General features: G+C 72.6%; 17 protein-coding genes. 9 read left to right on the top strand and 8 right to left on the bottom strand.

The features are described from left to right. Positions 1-32: 32 nt before the first annotated feature. Together ACN263_RS24745 and ACN263_RS24740 are read left to right on the top strand one after the other, a co-directional pair. Positions 33-326 (top strand): 4a-hydroxytetrahydrobiopterin dehydratase, encoded by a 294-nt coding sequence (locus ACN263_RS24745; RefSeq protein ID WP_422736704.1) that lies wholly within the window; start codon positions 33-35, stop codon positions 324-326. Then, entirely contained in the window at positions 323-1477 is a 1155-nt protein-coding gene (locus ACN263_RS24740) for an FHA domain-containing protein (RefSeq protein ID WP_422736703.1), read from the top strand. The genes ACN263_RS24745 and ACN263_RS24740 overlap by 4 nt, the downstream gene beginning before the upstream one ends. Before the next feature lie 106 nt (positions 1478-1583). Here the strand turns inward: ACN263_RS24740 and rocD are convergent, their stop codons facing one another. The 3 genes from rocD to ACN263_RS24725 form a co-directional block, all read right to left on the bottom strand. Further along, the gene (rocD, locus tag ACN263_RS24735) at positions 1584-2798 is read right to left on the bottom strand and encodes an ornithine--oxo-acid transaminase (RefSeq protein WP_422740813.1); all 1215 of its coding nucleotides are present in this window, start codon (positions 2796-2798) and stop codon (positions 1584-1586) included. Further along, on the bottom strand, positions 2798-3613 hold the full coding sequence (ddaH, locus tag ACN263_RS24730; RefSeq protein ID WP_181518433.1) for a dimethylargininase: 816 nt from the start codon (positions 3611-3613) through the stop codon (positions 2798-2800). Before ddaH ends, rocD begins: the two co-directional genes overlap by 1 nt. Positions 3614-4103: 490 nt before the next feature. Continuing rightward, complete coding sequence (locus ACN263_RS24725) at positions 4104-4922, bottom strand: thrombospondin (protein ID WP_422736702.1); 819 nt, start codon at positions 4920-4922, stop codon at positions 4104-4106. 165 nt (positions 4923-5087) lie between these two features. On the opposite strand from ACN263_RS24725, the gene ACN263_RS24720 reads away from it, so the two are divergent. Further along, positions 5088-5897, top strand: a complete 810-nt coding sequence (locus ACN263_RS24720; RefSeq protein WP_422736701.1) for an Fpg/Nei family DNA glycosylase — start codon at positions 5088-5090, stop codon at positions 5895-5897. A 9-nt stretch (positions 5898-5906) separates the two neighbouring features. On the opposite strand, the gene ACN263_RS24715 is transcribed toward ACN263_RS24720, so the two are convergent. Further along, the gene (locus ACN263_RS24715) at positions 5907-6773 is read right to left on the bottom strand and encodes an aminoglycoside phosphotransferase family protein (RefSeq protein ID WP_422736700.1); all 867 of its coding nucleotides are present in this window, start codon (positions 6771-6773) and stop codon (positions 5907-5909) included. A gap of 73 nt (positions 6774-6846) precedes the next feature. Here ACN263_RS24715 and ACN263_RS24710 point away from each other — a divergent pair, with 73 nt between their 5' ends. The 4 genes from ACN263_RS24710 to ACN263_RS24695 all read left to right on the top strand — a co-directional run bounded on the left by ACN263_RS24710 (position 6847) and on the right by ACN263_RS24695 (position 10613). Further along, the gene (locus ACN263_RS24710) at positions 6847-7731 is read left to right on the top strand and encodes a fructosamine kinase family protein (protein ID WP_422736699.1); all 885 of its coding nucleotides are present in this window, start codon (positions 6847-6849) and stop codon (positions 7729-7731) included. A 13-nt stretch (positions 7732-7744) separates the two neighbouring features. Further along, positions 7745-8170 carry a nucleoside deaminase gene (locus ACN263_RS24705; RefSeq protein WP_422736698.1) on the top strand — a complete coding sequence of 142 codons (426 nt, stop codon included), beginning with the start codon at positions 7745-7747 and terminating at the stop codon, positions 8168-8170. 227 nt (positions 8171-8397) lie between these two features. Continuing rightward, on the top strand, positions 8398-9663 hold the full coding sequence (locus ACN263_RS24700; protein ID WP_422736697.1) for an AGE family epimerase/isomerase: 1266 nt from the start codon (positions 8398-8400) through the stop codon (positions 9661-9663). Continuing rightward, entirely contained in the window at positions 9660-10613 is a 954-nt protein-coding gene (locus ACN263_RS24695) for a carbohydrate kinase family protein (protein WP_422736696.1), read from the top strand. The genes ACN263_RS24700 and ACN263_RS24695 overlap by 4 nt, the downstream gene beginning before the upstream one ends. A gap of 369 nt (positions 10614-10982) precedes the next feature. Here the strand turns inward: ACN263_RS24695 and ACN263_RS24690 are convergent, their stop codons facing one another. The 3 genes from ACN263_RS24690 to ACN263_RS24680 form a co-directional block, all read right to left on the bottom strand. Next, positions 10983-11951, bottom strand: coding sequence for a LacI family DNA-binding transcriptional regulator (locus ACN263_RS24690; RefSeq protein ID WP_422740812.1), 969 nt, complete (start codon positions 11949-11951; stop codon positions 10983-10985). Positions 11952-12022: 71 nt separating this feature from the next. Next, complete coding sequence (locus ACN263_RS24685) at positions 12023-13402, bottom strand: FAD-dependent oxidoreductase (protein WP_422736695.1); 1380 nt, start codon at positions 13400-13402, stop codon at positions 12023-12025. A gap of 26 nt (positions 13403-13428) precedes the next feature. Next, positions 13429-14565 (bottom strand): carboxylate-amine ligase, encoded by a 1137-nt coding sequence (locus ACN263_RS24680; RefSeq protein ID WP_422736694.1) that lies wholly within the window; start codon positions 14563-14565, stop codon positions 13429-13431. Positions 14566-14738: 173 nt separating this feature from the next. On the opposite strand from ACN263_RS24680, the gene ACN263_RS24675 reads away from it, so the two are divergent. Both ACN263_RS24675 and ACN263_RS24670 read left to right on the top strand, forming a co-directional pair. Further along, positions 14739-15032 carry a DUF6412 domain-containing protein gene (locus tag ACN263_RS24675; RefSeq protein ID WP_422736693.1) on the top strand — a complete coding sequence of 98 codons (294 nt, stop codon included), beginning with the start codon at positions 14739-14741 and terminating at the stop codon, positions 15030-15032. A 103-nt stretch (positions 15033-15135) separates the two neighbouring features. After that, positions 15136-15894: a YidC/Oxa1 family membrane protein insertase gene (locus ACN263_RS24670; RefSeq protein WP_422736692.1), complete on the top strand. Its 759-nt coding sequence runs from the start codon at positions 15136-15138 to the stop codon at positions 15892-15894. A gap of 18 nt (positions 15895-15912) precedes the next feature. Here ACN263_RS24670 and ACN263_RS24665 read toward each other — a convergent pair whose 3' ends face one another. After that, positions 15913-16584 (bottom strand): DedA family protein, encoded by a 672-nt coding sequence (locus ACN263_RS24665; protein WP_422736691.1) that lies wholly within the window; start codon positions 16582-16584, stop codon positions 15913-15915. Positions 16585-16624: the final 40 nt, after the last annotated feature.

Here is a 16624-nt window from a genome sequence, read left to right as displayed (position 1 = left end):
CCCGTCGGACGCGCCACCGGTAGGGTCTGGTCATGGCAGACCTGCTCACCGCGGACGCGGTGCGGAAAGAGCTGGGCGGGTTGTCCGACTGGTCGGGCGACCCGACCGGCATCGGCCGTACCGCCCAGCTCAGCAGTTTCCTGGAGGCCATCGCGGTGGTTGACCGGGTGGCGGCGGTGGCCGAGGCACTCGACCACCATCCCGACATCGACATCCGATGGCGGACCCTGACCTTCCGCTGTGTCACGCACTCGTCCGGCGGGGTCACCCACCGGGACTTCGAGCTGGCCAGGCGGATTGACGACATCGTCCGGAGCGCGGCATGAGATTCGAGATCAGCAAGGTGCTGGACGCCATCGAGGGGCGGGTCTGCACCGATCCGTCGCTGGCAAGGGCGGTACTCGACCTGGCCGAGATCATCCGTTACCAGGACATCGACGGCGGTCGGCCGGCGAGCCTGCTGCGCCTCGGCATGGTCATCGACGCGCTCTCCCGCGAGATGGAGGAGGACAGCGTCCAGGTGTACGCGATCGTGCACCGGGCGCTGCTCTCCGACGCCGACCTGACCTCCAACGAGCGGATGGTGGTGCGCCGCTGGGCGGACGACGGGCTGGTCGAGGTGCTCGACAATCCCGGCGACCGGATGCTGGAGGTGGCCGACCTGCTGGGTGTGCCGGTGCTCACCCGGGTCCGGTTCGACGGGTTGCGCGGGCGGTTCCCGTGGCTGGTCGAGCAGCCCGGCCGGGTGGTCGCCCCGGTGCCGGGAGCGGGCGGTCCGGTGTTCATCGCGCACGTCGGCGGCGGGCACGCCCCGGTCGCCGGCAAGCGCTCGCCCACCGGGGCGAAGCTGCTGGCCCGCCAGTGGCGGTGCCCGGAGTCGGGGTGCGCGCTGTTCGGCAGCGGTGGCGGGGGTGGCGCGTTCGCCGACCTCGCCGGCGGCGCCGACCGCAGCCCGGCCGCGCAGCCGCCACCCTCGCTGCGTAACGGCGTACCGACCTGCCCCCGGCACGGCGCGCGGCTCGGTGACGTCGGTCCGCGTCCGCGTACGGAGGTGCTCGCGGTACGCGTCGGCGGCCTGGTCCGGCGACGGTTCGTGCTGAGCGAGGAGCAGCCCATCGTGGCCGGCCGGGCACCCGAGCAGGAGGGCGGGATCATGCTCGGGCAGTGGCTCAACGACGAGGCCCGGCGGTGGATCAGCCGGGGTCACGTCCGCTTCGAGTTGCGGGTCGGCGAGGTCATCGTGACCGACATCAGCACCAACGGCTCGGGCATCCGACCGGCCGGCTCGATGACCGAGTCGGACCGGATTCCGCTCGCGCCGCAGCAGTCCCGGGTGCTGGGCGAGAACGACATGATCGAGTTGTACCCCGGCGTGCAGATCGGCCGCGCCGAGGAACTGCCCACCGGCGCCCCGTTCACCCCCACCTCAGTGATGGCCGAGGCCCCCACCATGGCGATGCGCCTACCCCGCCCCTGACCCACCCCGCGCCAACCGGGCGCGTGGACACCCCCGTCGATCATGAAGTTATCGCCACGACACGCCGATGTGGCGGGCGATAACTTCATGATCAACGGGGCGGGTGTCAGGCGGCCAGGACCTCGGTGAGGGTCTTGATGGCCTGGTCGATCTCCTCCTCGGTGATGACCAGGGGTGGGGCCAGGCGGATGGTCGAGCCGTGGGTGTCCTTGGCGAGGATGCCGCGCGCCATCAGCCGCTCGCACGCCTCGCGTCCGCTCATCAGCGCCGGGTCGATGTCCAGACCGGCCCAGAGGCCCCGGACGCGTACGCCCACGAGGCCCTTGCCGAGCAGCCCTTCCAGGCCGGTCCGCAGCCGCTCGCCCAGCGCGGCCGAGCGGCGCTGGAACTCGCCCGTCGCCAGCAGCCGGACCACCTCGGTGGCCACCGCGCAGGCCAGCGGGTTGCCGCCGAAGGTGGAGCCGTGCTGGCCGGGCTTGAGCACACCGAGCACGTCGCTGTTCGCGGCCACCGCGGAGACCGGCACGATGCCGCCGCCGAGGGCCTTGCCCAGCAGGTACATGTCCGGTACGACGCCCTCGTGGTCACAGGCGAAGGTCCGGCCGGTACGCCCCAGACCCGACTGGATCTCGTCGGCGATGAACAGCACGTTCCGGTCGGTGCAGACCTGGCGTACGCCGGGCAGGTAGCCCTCGGGCGGCACCACCACGCCCTGCTCGCCCTGGATCGGCTCCAGCAGCACGGCGACGGTGTTGTCGTCGATCGCGGCGGCGAGCGCGTCCAGGTCCCCGTACGGGACGACCGTGAAGCCCGGGGTGTACGGCCCGAAGTCGGCGCGGGCGTCCTCGTCGGTGGAGAAGCTGACGATGGTGGTGGTCCGCCCGTGGAAGTTGCCGTCGGCCACGATGATGTTCGCCTGGCCGGCCGGTACGCCCTTGACCTGGTAGCCCCACTTGCGGGCCACCTTGATGCCGGTCTCCACGGCCTCGGCGCCGGTGTTCATCGGCAGCACGAGGTCCTTGCCGCACAGCTCGGCCAGTTCCCGGCAGAAGTCGGCGAACTGGTCATGGATGAACGCGCGGCTGGTCAGCGTCAGCCGGTCCAGTTGGGCGTGCGCGGCGGCGATGAGCTGCGGGTGCCGGTGGCCGAAGTTGAGCGCCGAGTAGCCGGCGAGGCAGTCCAGGTAGCGCTTGCCGTCCACGTCGGTGAGCCACGCGCCCTCGGCCGACGAGATCACCACCGGCAGCGGGTGGTAGTTGTGCGCCGTCCAGCGCTCGGCGTCCCGGACCGCTCCCGGCGTACGCAGCTTGTCGTCCACGATCACTTGCTTGCCTTTCCCTGACGGAGTCGCAGCGTGCAGCACTTCGGCCCGCCGCCGGCCTTGCGTAGCTCGGAGAGGTCGACCCCGATGGTTTCGTAGCCCCGGTCGCGCAGCTTGGCGGCCAGGTCGGTGGCCTGCGCGGGCAGCACCACGTGCCGTCCGTCGCTGACCGCGTTCAGGCCGAGCACCTCGGCGTCGGCCATGGTGGCGTGCACGGCGTCGGGGAAGAGCCGGCGCAGCACGGCCTGGCTGCCGGGGGAGAACGCCTCCGGCAGGTACGCCACGGTCCGCTCGTCCAGGACGGTCAGCGCGGTGTCCAGGTGGTAGAAGCGCGGGTCGACGAGCTGCATGGTGATCACCGGGTAGCCGAAGACCTCCTGCAACTGGGCGTGCGCGGCGTGCGCGGTCCGGAAGCCGGTGCCCGCGAGCAGGTGGTCGCCGGCCAGCAGGACGTCGCCCTCACCCTCGTTGACGTGCTTCGGGTCGTACATCTCGAAGCCGGCGGCCTCGAACCAGGCCCGGTAGGCCGGCGCCTCGTCGGCGCGCTGCGGGTCGCGGAACTGCACGGCCATCGCCTTGCCGTCGATCACCGTGCCACCGTTGGCGGCGAAGACCATGTCGGGCAGGCCGGGCACCGGAGTGATCTCCTCGACGGTGTGGCCCAGGTCAAGGTACGTCTGGCGAAGCTGCTCCCACTGCCGGACGGCCAGCGCGGCGTCGACCGGCGCGCTCGGGTCCATCCAGGGGTTGATGGCGTAGTCGACGGCGAAGTACGTCGGCCGGCACATCAGGAGACGCTGGCTGGTGGCGTCCATCGTCATTGTCCTGCTCCCAGGGGTCGGGCGCGCCCGGCCACCGTGGCCCACGGGCTGGCGCCGTTGCTCAACGTTATGCGGCGTCAGCGGCAGGATCCACCACTGAGGGTTGCGCAGATCGCAGATTCGTTGCGTATGAGGGGTGCTCGGCTGCGATTCGTTGTGTGGACAGGCCGGCGGCCCGCGGCTGGCGCGGGGCGCGAGGGGTGCGCGCACACCCTTTGCTCTGCTTCAACCGGCGCAACAGTTTCGGTGCCTCGCCGTTGCGCCGGTTGAAGCAGAGCAAAGACGGAAAGGGGGAGGGAGGGGTGCCCACGAGGTCTTCTCCGGAAGTCGACCATGCGAGCCGACGTGCGGACCCCGGACACACTTCAGGGGCGGCGAATCGCCGCCCCTGAAAGGGTGTCGCCCGGCTGGTGAACCACCTTCGGGCTGCCGGCGAACCGCCGGCCTTTCGCCGGTGCACCACCGGCGAGCCGAACAGTGCCCGCTAGAAACGGTCGACAAACTGTGAGTCAAGCCACTCGCGGAGGCGCTGCACCCAGTCGCCGTCCGTGGTCGGCCACACGAACTGACCGGTCATCGCCAGCACGCCGATCACCACGGCCGCGAGCCCGATGAGGATGCCGAACAGCGCGTCGGTCTTGCCGGCGACGTGCCGGCGGCGGGTCGCCATCAGGCCGAGCACCGAGAGCACCGCGCCGAGCGCGCCGAGCCCGATGCCGTACCCGGCCAGGGTGCCGCTCAGCACGAACAGCGCGCCGACCACGGAGACGATCAGGCCGAAGGTGGCCAGCAGGCTGGCCCGCGGCTTCGGACCGCGCGTCACCGGCGTCGGCTCGGTGTCGCGGCCGGGGGTGGTGTCGAGCGGACGGTCGGTCGCGTCGGGCCGCGTGGTCGTCGTCCGGTCGACGTCGGTGTCGCGCTCGGGCCGCCGGGTGGTCGTACCGTCGATGTCCTTGTCGCGTTCGATGGTCGGGGCCGCGACCGCCGTCGCGGCGGCGCCCGCCTTGCCGTCGACCGGCCGTGCAGCGGCGGACCGGTTCTCACCCTCCGTGGTGCGGGCGGTCTCGGTCTCCGCCGGCCGGGCGGTGGCGGCACGGGCCACGGCCGCGCGCTCCGCGGCCCGCCGCTCGGCCTCGCCGGTGCGCCCGGTCCGTCCGGCGGTCGCCGTGGCGTCGCCGGTCGCCGTGGTGCTGGGGTACGTCGTCTGGTCGGCGTCCCGCCCCGGGGTATCGCCGTTGTCAATGTTCTCGTCCCGGGTCGGCGTCTGCTCGGACCGCCGGGACAGCGAAGGAATCCTGACCACTACACACCTCCTGTTGACTGCGTGGTGGCCGACGTTCAGGGGTGGCACCCACGCGCTGCGACCCCGAAATACCCACTTGGGTGTTTCCTGACACCGATTCCGGGTACGGCCGGCCGATCCCCGGCGTGGCGGCCGCCCCGACACGGCTGGCTATCCTTGGCACCCGTGCCAGAGGGACACACGATCCACCGCCTGGCGGCCCGGCACGCCGAGCTGTTCGCCGGTGACAAGCTGCACGCCGCCAGCCCGCAGGGCCGCTTCGCCGAGGGCGCCGCGCGGCTCTCCGGCACCGTCCTGGACGGCACCGAGGCGTACGGCAAGCACCTGCTGCACCACTTCGCCGACGAGGTGACCCTGCATGTGCACCTCGGGCTGTACGGCAAGTTCACCGACGGTTCGGGAACGCCACCCGAGCCCGTCGGCCAGGTGCGGCTGCGGCTCGCCAGTGACCGGCACTGGCTTGACCTGCGCGGTCCGACCGCCTGTGAACTGCTCACCCCGCCCGAGGTCGACGCCCTGCGCGCCCGCCTCGGTCCGGATCCGCTACGCGCCGACGCCGACCCCGAGCGGGCGTACGCCCGGATCTCCCGCAGTTCGACGCCCCTCGCGGCGCTGCTGCTGGACCAGTCGGTGGTGGCCGGCACCGGGTTGATCTTCGTGACCGAGGTGCTGTTCCGGGCCGGGCTGCCGCCCACGATGCCCGGTCGGGCGCTCACCCGGGCCGGCTGGGACGCGCTCTGGGCCGACCTGGTCGCGCTGATGCGCCTCGCCCTGGCGCAGGGTCGGATCGACACCGTCCGCGACGCCCACCTGCCCGAGGCGATGGGTCGGCCGGCGCGCGTCGACCGCCACGGCGGCGAGGTGTACGTCTACCGCCGCGCCGGCGACCCCTGCCACATCTGTGGCACCGCGGTCAGTCGTGGCGACCTGGTCGGCCGCAACCTCTACTGGTGCCCCACCTGCCAGGCCGGCTGACCCTCGACGTCACTCGCCGCCGAGCAGCCAGCGGACCACCTCGATCTGGTGCGTGAAGACGACCTTGTCGGCGATGCTCCAGGCCAGGCAGTGGCCGATCGTCCAGCCCCGGACGCGCTCGACGTCCAGCCCGAGATCGGAGCTGAGCCGGTCGAGTCGGTGCCGGACGGCGGCCGGCGAGTGCCCCAGCTCCGGACCGCGTACGAGTGGCACCACCGAGAACTCCCGCTCACCGGTCAGCGGCTTCGGGTCGATCGCCAGCCAGGGGGAGCGCTCGGCGGCGAGCACGTTGCCGGCGTGCAGGTCCTGGTTGACGAGCACCTGCTCGCCCTGGCTCGCCGACAGGTCGACCAGCAGGGCGCGCGCCGCGTCGAGGAGCCGCCGCTCGTACGGTCGGCCGGCACGTTCCCAGCTCCGCGGTATCCGGTCCAGCCAGCCGGCGGCCTCCTCGGCGAGCGGGGTGAACGGCGCGCCGGCCGGTCGCCAGAGCCGGGGCAGCAGGTCGACCGCCGCGTCCAGGGCCCGGTCCGTCGGCAGTTCGTGCAGGGGCGTACCGGGGCGGCAGCGCTCCACCAGCAGCGCGCGCCGCTCGACGTCGTGAGCGAGCAGCCGGATCGCGCCGTCGCCGTCCCAGTGGGCGAGCGCGTGGGCCTCGTGCCGGCTGTCCTGGTCCGGGAACTGGATCTTGAGCACCGCCGGCGTGTCATCGGGCAGGTCGGCGGGGAGCGCCACCGAGGCGTACGCGTACCGGAACGGCGGACCGAGGCGCAGCGACCACCGCTCGGCGCACTCCGCCACCAGCTTGGGTAGCGCGGTCAGCCAGGCCCGGCCGACCGCCGACGCGCGTACCCAACCAAGTCCCTCGGGCAGCTCCATCCCGCCATCCTGCCCGTGCCGGGGGAGTGCGTCATACGGGGTGGACACCTGATCGGAGATCCGGGAGCCTGTCGTGGTGCGACCGGGACCGTTCCTGCGGGAGACCCTGCTGCGCGCCGGGATGCGCGATGTCGTCGCGGTCGAGCCGGCGGCGGGCGGGCTCGCGGCGCTCGCCGGCATCGCCACCCGCCGGGATGCGCCGCCGGTGTTCGTCAAGGCGTTCGCCGAGACGCCGACCGACGACGTCTTCCACGCCGAGGCCGACGGGTTGGCCGCGCTGCGCGACCTGGGCGGTGTGGCCACGCCCGACGTGATCCGCGCGGACCGGGACGTGCTGGTGCTGTCAATGCTGCGACCACGGCCGAGCAGTGAGGCGTTCTGGGAGCGGTTCGCGCAGGTGCTGGCCCACCTGCACCTGAGTACGACGCATCCGCGCTTCGGCTGGCACCGGGACAACTGGCTGGGGCGTCGCCGGCAGGTCAACACCTGGCACGACGACGGGTTCGCGTTCTTCGCGCAGCACCGGCTGCTCCGCTGGCTCGGCGAGCCCCGTGTGGACGCCGCACTCGACCGGGAGGACCGGGACGCGCTGGAACGGCTCTGCGCCCGGCTGCCCGAGCTGCTGCCGGCCCGGCCGGCCTGCCTCACCCACGGTGACCTGTGGGCGCAGAACATCCTGGCCACCCCCGACGGGGAGCCGGCGCTGATCGACCCGGCGGTGTCGTACCTGTGGGCCGAGGTCGACCTCGCGCACGTCTGGACGACGTCGCCCCCGCCGGAGGCGCGGCGGTTCTTCGACGTCTACGCCGAACTGACGTCGCTCGACGACGGTTGGCAGGCCCGGATGCCGATCGTCCAATTGCGACAGCACCTCGCGGTGCTGGCCCAGTTCGACGACGATTGGGGCGCGGCCGACCAGATCCGCGCCACGCTCGCACCGTTCCGCAGCAGGACGTGACCCAGGAGGCCCCGTGACACCCGACGACGAGAAGTTCCTCCGCCGTGCCGTGGAGATCGCCAGCCAGGCCGGCGCGTCCGGCGAACGGCCGTTCGGCTCGTTACTGGTCGACGCGGATGGTGTCGTCCTCATCGAGGACCACAACACCGTGGTCTCGGATTCGGACATCACCGCCCACCCGGAGTTGAAGTTGGCCCGCTGGGCCGCCCGGGAGTTGTCCACCGAGGCGGCCGCCGGCACCACCATGTTCACGAGTTGCCAGCCCTGCCCGATGTGCGCGACGGCGATCGACCGCTCCGGCCTCGGCCGGGTGGTGTACGCGCTCTCCAGCGAGCAGTTCGAAGCGGTCAAGCCGGCCACCCCGGCGCTGCCTCCGGTGCGCTACGAGGGGCCGGCGCTGTTCGAGGAGGCGCGTCGGCCGATCGACGACCACTACTAGGGATCTGGGCGCGAATTGACAGTGAGCCGGCCGCCGGAGCAGGGTTGAGGGGGTGACAACGATGTCAACGGACAAACGGGATGATGTTCCTCATGATCTTCGTAGCGCCGTACCCACGTCGGCGAACCGGTTCGGGGCGTACCGTTAGCGGGTTTTCCGGCGCGGACCCGGTCCGTTTGCCGATCCTTGCCGTATGCCCCTTCGCTCCTCGACGGTGACCAGCTGAGATGACCGACGCGCCCCGCTTCGACGCCGAACCGACCCCTGCCCCGGCAGGGGTGCCCGATCTGCCCGACCTGGACGGGTTCCTCGCCGACCAGACCCGCACGCTGCTCGACACGGCCCGTCGGTCGGTCCGGCCCGAAGGTGGCTTCTGGTGGCTGACCGACGACCGCACCCCGGACCGGGGTGAAGCCGTCTACACCTGGATCACCTGTCGGATGACCCACGTGGCCGCGCTCGCCCACCGCAACGGCGACCCGGACGCCGCCGCGATCGTCGACCACGGCATCGCCGCGCTCGACACGCTGCTGCGTGACGACCGGTACGGGGGCTGGTTCAGCGCCGTGGACCAGCACGGCACGCCGATCAACGAGCGTAAGGCCGGGTACGACCACGCCTTCGTGCTGCTCGCCGCGTCGAGCGCCGCCCGGGCCGGACGCCCCGGCGCGGACCGGCTGCTCGCCGACGCGCTCACCGTGGTCCTGGACCGGTTCTGGGACGACGAGGCGGGCGCGGTCCGCGAGTCGTGGAACCGCGACTGGACGGTCACCGAGGACTACCGCGGGGCGAACAGCAGCATGCACATGGTCGAGGCGTACCTCGCCGCTGCCGCCGCCACCGGCGACCCGAGCTGGACCGACCGCGCCCTGCGGATCGCCACCCACCTCGTGCACACCGAGGCCGCCCGGCACGACTGGCGACTGCCCGAGCACTTCACGGCCGACTGGACGCCCCTGCTCGACTACAACCGGGACCAGCCCGCGGACCCGTTCCGGCCGTACGGCTCGACGATGGGTCACTGGCTGGAGTGGGCCCGTCTGCTGCTCGAACTGGAAGCCGTCCTGCCGCAGCCGCCGGGCTGGCTGCTCGCCGACGCCCGTACCCTCTTCGCCGCCGCCCTGCGACGCGGCTGGGCGGTCGACGGCGCGGACGGCTTCGTCTACACGATCGATTGGGACGACCGGCCCGTGGTCCGCTCCCGGATGCACTGGGTGCTGGCCGAGGCCGTCGGCGCGGCAATCACCCTCTACCGCCGCACCGGGGACGCCCTCTACGCCGACTGGTACCGGGTCTTCTGGGCGTACGCGCGCCGCTACCTGATCGACGGCACCGGCTGGCGGCACGAACTGGACGAGCGGAACCTGCCCGCCGACACGGTCTGGCACGGTCGACCGGACGTCTACCACGCGTACCAGGCGGTGCTGCTGTCCCGCTCGGCCGACGGTCTCGGTGGCCCCGGCCCGCTCGCCCCGGGCATGGTGACCGCATGATCGTGGTAGCGGGAGAAGCCCTCATCGACCTGGTGGTCACCCCCGAGGGGCAGCGCGCGGTACCCGGCGGCTCGCCGGCCAACGTGGCGGTCACCCTGGCCCGGCTCGACCAGCCGGTACGGCTGCTCGCCCGGCTCGGCCCCGACGAGTACGGCCAGCAGATCGCCGAGCACCTGGCGGCCAACCAGGTGGACCTGCGGTGGGCCGTCCGCGCGCCCGAGCCCACCTCGGTGGCGGTCGCCACCCTCGACGTCACCGGCCAGGCCAGCTACGAGTTCCGGCTGGACGGCGCGGCGGACTGGCAGTGGACCGCGCAGGAACTGGCCGACCTGGCCGACTCGTCGGCGACGGCCCTGCACACCGGGTCGCTCGCCCTCGCGCTCGACCCCGGCGCGCAGGTGCTGGAGGGGCTGCTCGCCCGCGAACGCGAACGCGACGCGCTCACCCTCTCGATCGACCTCAACCTGCGCCCGAGCATCGTCACGGACCGGGCCGCCGAGCAGCAGCGGGTACGCCGGCAGGTACCCCTCGCGCACCTGGTCAAGGCCAGCGACGAGGACCTGGCCTGGCTCTACCCGGACCGCTCGATCGCCGACGTGATGGCCGAGTGGCGCGAGGCCGGGGTGTCCTGCGCGGTGGTGACCCGGGGTGGCGACGGTGCCTGGCTGCTCGCCCCGAACGGCGTGCTCCACGAGCAGCCGGCCGTACCCACCACGGTGGTCGACACCGTCGGCGCGGGCGACTCGTTCACCGGCGGTCTGCTGGCCGCCCTGGCCGACATCGACGCGCTCGGCGACCGACCGACCGACCGGCTCGCCGCGGTGACCGAGCAGCAGTGGACGAAGGTGCTCCGGCAGGCGGCGACGGTCGCCGCCCTGACCTGCGCCCGCCGAGGCGCCAACCCCCCGACCCGAGCAGAGCTGCAAGCCCTCCTGGCAGCCCCGCGCTAATCCCGCCCCGCGCCCTACCCGCCCCGCCCGCCCCGCCCGGGTCGATCATGGACTTATGGTGGGCGTTCCGTGGTGTTTTGCGGCATAAGTGAGGCACCACAAGTCCATGATCGCCGGGCCGTCACGCCGAGACCTCCGCGATCTTGCACTTTCTGTCCCGGCAAAACGCGCGTAACAGCGCAAAACGGCGACACAAAGTGCAAGATCGCGAGGGTCCGAGTGGGTGGGGGCGCGTGCACGTCGCTCACCCCGCGATCTTGCGCTTTCTGCTGCGACAAAGGGTGCATTTGTGCACAAATCAACGACAGAAAGTGCAAGATCGGCGCGGGGGCCGGGGCGGGCGCGGCGGGCTGGGCTGGGGCGTGGGGGTTAGGGGAGGCCTCGGCGTAGGAGGCGGGTGGGGAGGACTGTGGTTGACGGGGGGCTGTCGTCGCCGGCGATGCGTTGGAACAGGCGCTCGGTGGCTACCCGGGCCAGTTCGCGGGTGTCGTAGGCGACGACGGTCAGCGGGCGGGGCATCAGGTGGGCCAGTTCGAAGTCGTCGAAGCCGACAAGCGCCGCGTCGCTGCCCCGGCGGTGCAGCTCCTGCAAGGCGCCGACGGTGAGCCGGTTGTTGCCACAGAAGAAGGCGGTGGGCGGGTTCGGGGAGTCGAGCAGCGCGCCGACCGCCCGTCCGGCGTCCTCGGGGGCGATCAGGCGGTCGCGTACCAGTGACTCGTCGGGCTCGATCCCGGCGTCGGCCAGGGCCGATCGCGCGCCGGCCAGCCGCTCGCGCATGGTGGGCACGCTGGGCGCACCGAGCAGCAGACCGATGCGCCGGTGCCCCTCGTCGAGCAGCGCCCCGACGCCGGCCCGGCCGCCGCCGGAGTTGTCCAGCAGCACCGTGTCGGCGAGCAGTCCCTGCGGTGGCCGGTCCAGGAAGACCACCGGCATGCCCAGCTCGACCTCACGCCGCAGGAACGAGTGGTCCGGGCCGGCCGGCACGACCAGCAGCCCGTCGACCCGGCGCTGCGTGAAGTCCTGCAGGACGGCGCGTTCGCGCTCCGGGTCCTCCTCCGAGGAGGCGGTGATCAGCATCGTGCCGTGCGCGGCGGCGATCTCGGCCGCCACGCTCGCGATCGTGGCGTAGAACGGGTTGGCGATCTCCTCGATGAGCAGCCCGACGGTGGCGTTGAGCTGCCGGGAGCGCAGGTTGCGCGCGATGTCGTTGCGGCGGAAACCCAGCTCGGCGATGGCGGCCAGCACCCGGCCGAGCAGTTCCTGACCCACCGGCTCGTCGTTGACCACCCGGGACACCGTCTTCAGGCTTACCCCGGCGTGTCGGGCGACGTCGACCATGGTCGGACGTCGGCGCGCGGCGGGCCTGGTCGGGGTCTGGGTCACGGGGTGGACCTCCACGGCGGGCGCGGTCAGCGATCAAGGGCGGCGAGCGTGTCGACCGCCTTTCGGGCGGCGATCAGCACCGGATCCCAGACCGGCGCGTACGGCGGAGCGTAGCCCAGGTCCAGTGCGGTCATGTCGTCCACGGTCATGCCATTCCACAACGCGACGGCCAGCGTGTCGATTCGCTTGGCCGCCTCGGACCAGCCGACGATCTGCGCACCCAGCAGCCGGCCGCTGGGGCGCTCGGCGATCAGCTTGACCGTCATCGGCCGGGCGCCGGGGTAGTAGCCGGCCCGGTTGGTCGATTCGGCGATCACCGAGACGAAGTCGAAGCCGGCCTCCGTGGCGTCCCGCTCCCGCAGGCCCGTCCGACCGACCTCCAGCTCGCAGACCTTGGTCACCGCCGTGCCGATCACACCGGTGAAGGTGGCGTACCCGCCACCGATGTTGATGCCGGCCACCCGGCCCTGCTTGTTGGCGTGGGTGCCCAGCGGGATGTACACCGGCATGCCGCTGACCCGGTGCAGGGTCTCCACGCAGTCGCCGGCCGCCCAGACACCGGTGAACCCGGGGACCCGCATCCGCCGGTCCACCCGGACCGCGCCGGTCGGCCCGAGCGGCAGCCCGGCGGCCTCCGCGAGGCCGACGTTGGGGCGTACGCCGAGACCCAGGACCACGACGTCGGTCGGGATCGGCCCCTCGACGGTGACCACGGCGGACACCCGGCCGTCCCGCTGGTCGAGGCCGGTCACCGACAGGCCGCTGCGGATGGTGATGCCGAGGCCGCGCATGGCCTCGGCGACGAGTTCGGCCATGTCGGCGTCCACCGTCGACATCGGTTGCGACGCCTGCTCGACGAGCGTGACGGACAGCCCTCGCTGCATCATCGCCTCGGCCATCTCCACGCCGATGTAGCCGCCGCCCACCACCACCGCCCGGCGGGGCTTCGGCTCGGCATCCAGCCAGTCGCGCAGCGCCGCGCCGTCATCGAGGGTCTGCATGCCGAACACGCCCGCCACGTCCACCTGCGCCCAGGGGGGCCGGGTCGGTGTCGCGCCGGTCGCGTACATCAGGTCGTCGAAGCGTTCCCGGATCTCGCCGCCGTGGTCCAGGTCCCGGGCGACCACCTCGCGCCGCTCCAGGTCGATGGCGGTCACCTCGTGGCGCATCCGCACGTCGATGTCGAACTTGTCGCGGAACACCTCGGGGGTGCGGGCGATCAGATGCTCCGGACCGGGCACCAGCCCACTGATCCAGTACGGGATACCGCAGGCCGAGTAGGAGGTGAAGTGACCCCGCTCGAAGACCACGATCTCCAGGTCGTCCCGGTCGCGGCGGCGACGTGCCTGGGACGCCGCCGACATGCCGGCGGCGTCCCCACCGATGACGATCAGTCGTTGCGCCACAGGATCATCCTGTCACGCGGGCGCGCTCAGCCGCGGGTCTGTCGCGCCACGTCCTGCACGACGTCGACGAGCCGTCCGGTACGGGCGTACACGGCCCGCTGCCGGGCCGCGCCGGTGCCGTGTCGGCGCAGCCCACCCAGCAGGTCGGACACCTCGGCCCAGTCGCCGTGCCGCTCCAGCGCCGGCCGTAGCCGTTCCACGAACCGGTCCAGCAGCTCCCACGCGGGCCGCACCTCGCCCGTGGTGACGTCCACCCCGTCGCCCTCCAGGCCGTCGTGCGCGGCCCGCCAGTGCGCGCCGACCAGCAGATGGTGGTCGGTCCGCAGCGCCGGCCGGCCGGCTGCGACGTCGTCCATGGCGGTGGCCACCAGAGCCCGGACCAACGCGGCGACCAGCACCGCGTCGTCGACCGTCGGGCAGACGTCGCCGATCCGCAGCTCCACGGTCGGGTACTTGGCCGACAGCCGGGCGTACCAGTAGAGCATCCCCTCGTCCAGCATCACCCCGCTGGAGATCAACTGACGGATCAGCCGCTGGTAGTGCTCGTGCGACTCCAACCAGGGCGTCGGCGCGACCGACGGCCAGCGCTCCCACTCCACCGACCGCCAGCTCGCGTAGCCGGTGTCCTCGCCCCCGGCGAACGGCGAGTTGGTGGTGACGGCGTGCAGCGTCGGCAACCAGGGCCGGACGTGGTTGAGTACCTGCACGCCGGTCTCCGGGTCGGGGACGCCCACGTGCACGTGCATGCCGTTGTTGCCGGGGCCGGGTACGAGCAGCCGGAACCGTTCGATCATCCGGTCGAAGCGGGGCTTGTCCACGACGGGCGGCACCGGGCCGTCCACCGGGCCGGTGCCGATGGCCAGCAGCCGTACGCCGGCCCGCTCGGCCGCGTCGGCAAGGGCCTTACGGAGTACGCCGAGAGAGTGCCGGATCGACGACAGCTCCAGCCCGGGCGGCGAGCCGATCTCGATCTGGCTGGTCTGGAACTCGCGCTCCACCTGACCGCGCAGTTCCGCCGGGACCTGCTCCAGCACGAGGTCGACGGCGGGTACCGCGGCGCCGGTGTGCGGGTCGACGAGCAGGAACTCCTCCTCGACACCAACGGTGAGCACATCGGTCCCCGCGGTCGTCCCGCCGGGTGCCTCCGCCACCTGCCCCGTCATCGCGCACCACCGTCCGTTTCTGCCGCTCGCGGTCCGTCCGCGCCGGTCGGACGTGTGGTTACCCATGGTGGTAACGCCCGGAAACGTGGTGACGGCACGCCGTCCCCGCGTGTCGGCCCCAGGGCGTCAGCGATCCGGCCGGGAGACGTGACACCGGGTCCTATGCTGAGCCCGTGCCGGTGCTGCTGGGATTCCTCTGGGCCACGTGGATGTCCGCGTTCGCCCAGCTCGGCCTGCTCGCCGACCGTCCGGCCGACCTGCTGGCCGGGGCCGCGCTGACCGCCCTGGTCCTGGTCGCCGCGCTGCTCGCCGCGCATCCGCTCGGCGCGGCACGCGCGCCCGGGTTCGCCCGACGTTGGGCCGGGCTGCGCGCCCGGGCCCGGGGTCGCCGCACGCCCCGCCAGATCGATCCGGACGCCGCCGGACGACCCCGACCCCGCGCACCCGGACGCCCCCTCGCCGCGTAGCGACCCGTCGCCACGCGGCCGATCCCACCGTCATCGGTCCTTCGTGCCGTCCAGCAACGGCTGCGGCTGAAGGACCCACCGGAATCGGACCGAGGGGTTTCCCATGCTCGCCTTCGCACCACTGCACACCGTCGTCGGCGTCGCCGGCACCGCGTTGTCCTGGCTCACCGATCTGCTCGAACCGCTGGCCGGCGGCGCGGCGACCGTCGCCGCCATTGTGCTGCTCACCGTCGCCGTCCGGCTGCTGATCACACCGTTGACCGTCGCGCAGGTCCGCGGCGAGCGGCGCCGCGCGGCGCTCGCCCCGCAGGTACACGAGCTCCAGCAGCGGTACGCCGACGACCCGGCGACCCTCCAGCGCGAGGTGTTCGCGCTGTACCGCTCGGCCGGCGCGAACCCGGTCGCCGGCTGCCTGCCGCTGCTGATCCAGGCGCCGTTCCTGCTGGTCCTGTACCGACTGTTCGCCACCGACGAGGGCGGTACCGGACTGCTCGACGAACGGCTGGCCGGCGTACCCCTGGGTCACCACCTCGGCGACGGGCTGGCCGGCGCGGCCGGACCGCTCTTCACCGGTCTGCTGGTCCTGCTGCTGGCGTTGGCCTGGTGGTCGTCGCGGCGGGCACGGCGGGCGTCGGCGGCGGTCGGCACGGTGGCCGGTACGCCCACCGAGGGGCCGGGCGCGGCCACGCTCGCTCGGCTGCTCCCCCTGCTGCCGTTCACGACCGTGCTGGTGGCGCTGGTGCTGCCGCTCGCCGCCGTGATCTACCTGGTGACGACGACGGCGTGGTCGGCGCTGGAGCAGGTGGTGCTGCGCCGACCGCAGGCCGCGCCGACAGCCGCCGCAGGGCAACAGGTGCCCTGACCACGGCGCGGACGCGGATCAGCGACCGGCGGTCACCGACCGCCGGTCGTCGCGTTGCCGGCGGCGGCGGATCTTACGGGCCACCCAGCTGACCACCATGACGACGAAGACCGCGCCGATGGCGTAGTTGAACCAGTCGCTGTACCGCTCGACGTTCTGCCACCGGCTGCCCAGCGCGTAACCGGCCCCGACGATCAGTGCGTTCCAGACGCCGCTTCCGATCGTGGTGAGCAGGACGAACTCGCCCAGCGGCATCCGGTTGGCCCCGGCCGGAACGGAGACCAGGCTGCGGACCACCGGTACCACCCGGCCGATCAGCACCGCCCAGCGGCCGTGTCGCTCGAACCAGCGGTCGGCCTTCTCCAGGTCGTCGCGGTCCACCAGCGGGATGCGGTCCAGCCAGCGCTTGAGTCGTTCCTCGCCGAGCGCCGCGCCGAGCCAGTAGAGCACCAGCGCGCCGACCAGCGAGCCGACCGTCGCGGCCACCACGACGAGGACGACGTTGAACTGACCCTCGTGGGCGAGGAAGCCCGCCATGGCCAGCACGATCTCGCTGGGGATCGGCGGGACGATGCTCTCCAGCGCGACCAGCAGGGCCACGCCGACCGGACCCATCGCCTCGATGACGGACGCCACCCACCCGGTCAGGCCGGTGAACTCGGACGGGTCACCGGTCTGGGCGTACGCCATTGGTCGTCCTTCCGAGAGTGGCCGACGAGAGGATCGGACT

Source organism: Micromonospora sp. WMMD729 (genome assembly GCF_049315225.1).
GTDB lineage: Bacteria > Actinomycetota > Actinomycetes > Mycobacteriales > Micromonosporaceae > Micromonospora.
The sequence above is the reverse complement of the archived record's forward strand: the minus strand, read 5'-3'. Positions and strand labels throughout refer to the sequence as shown.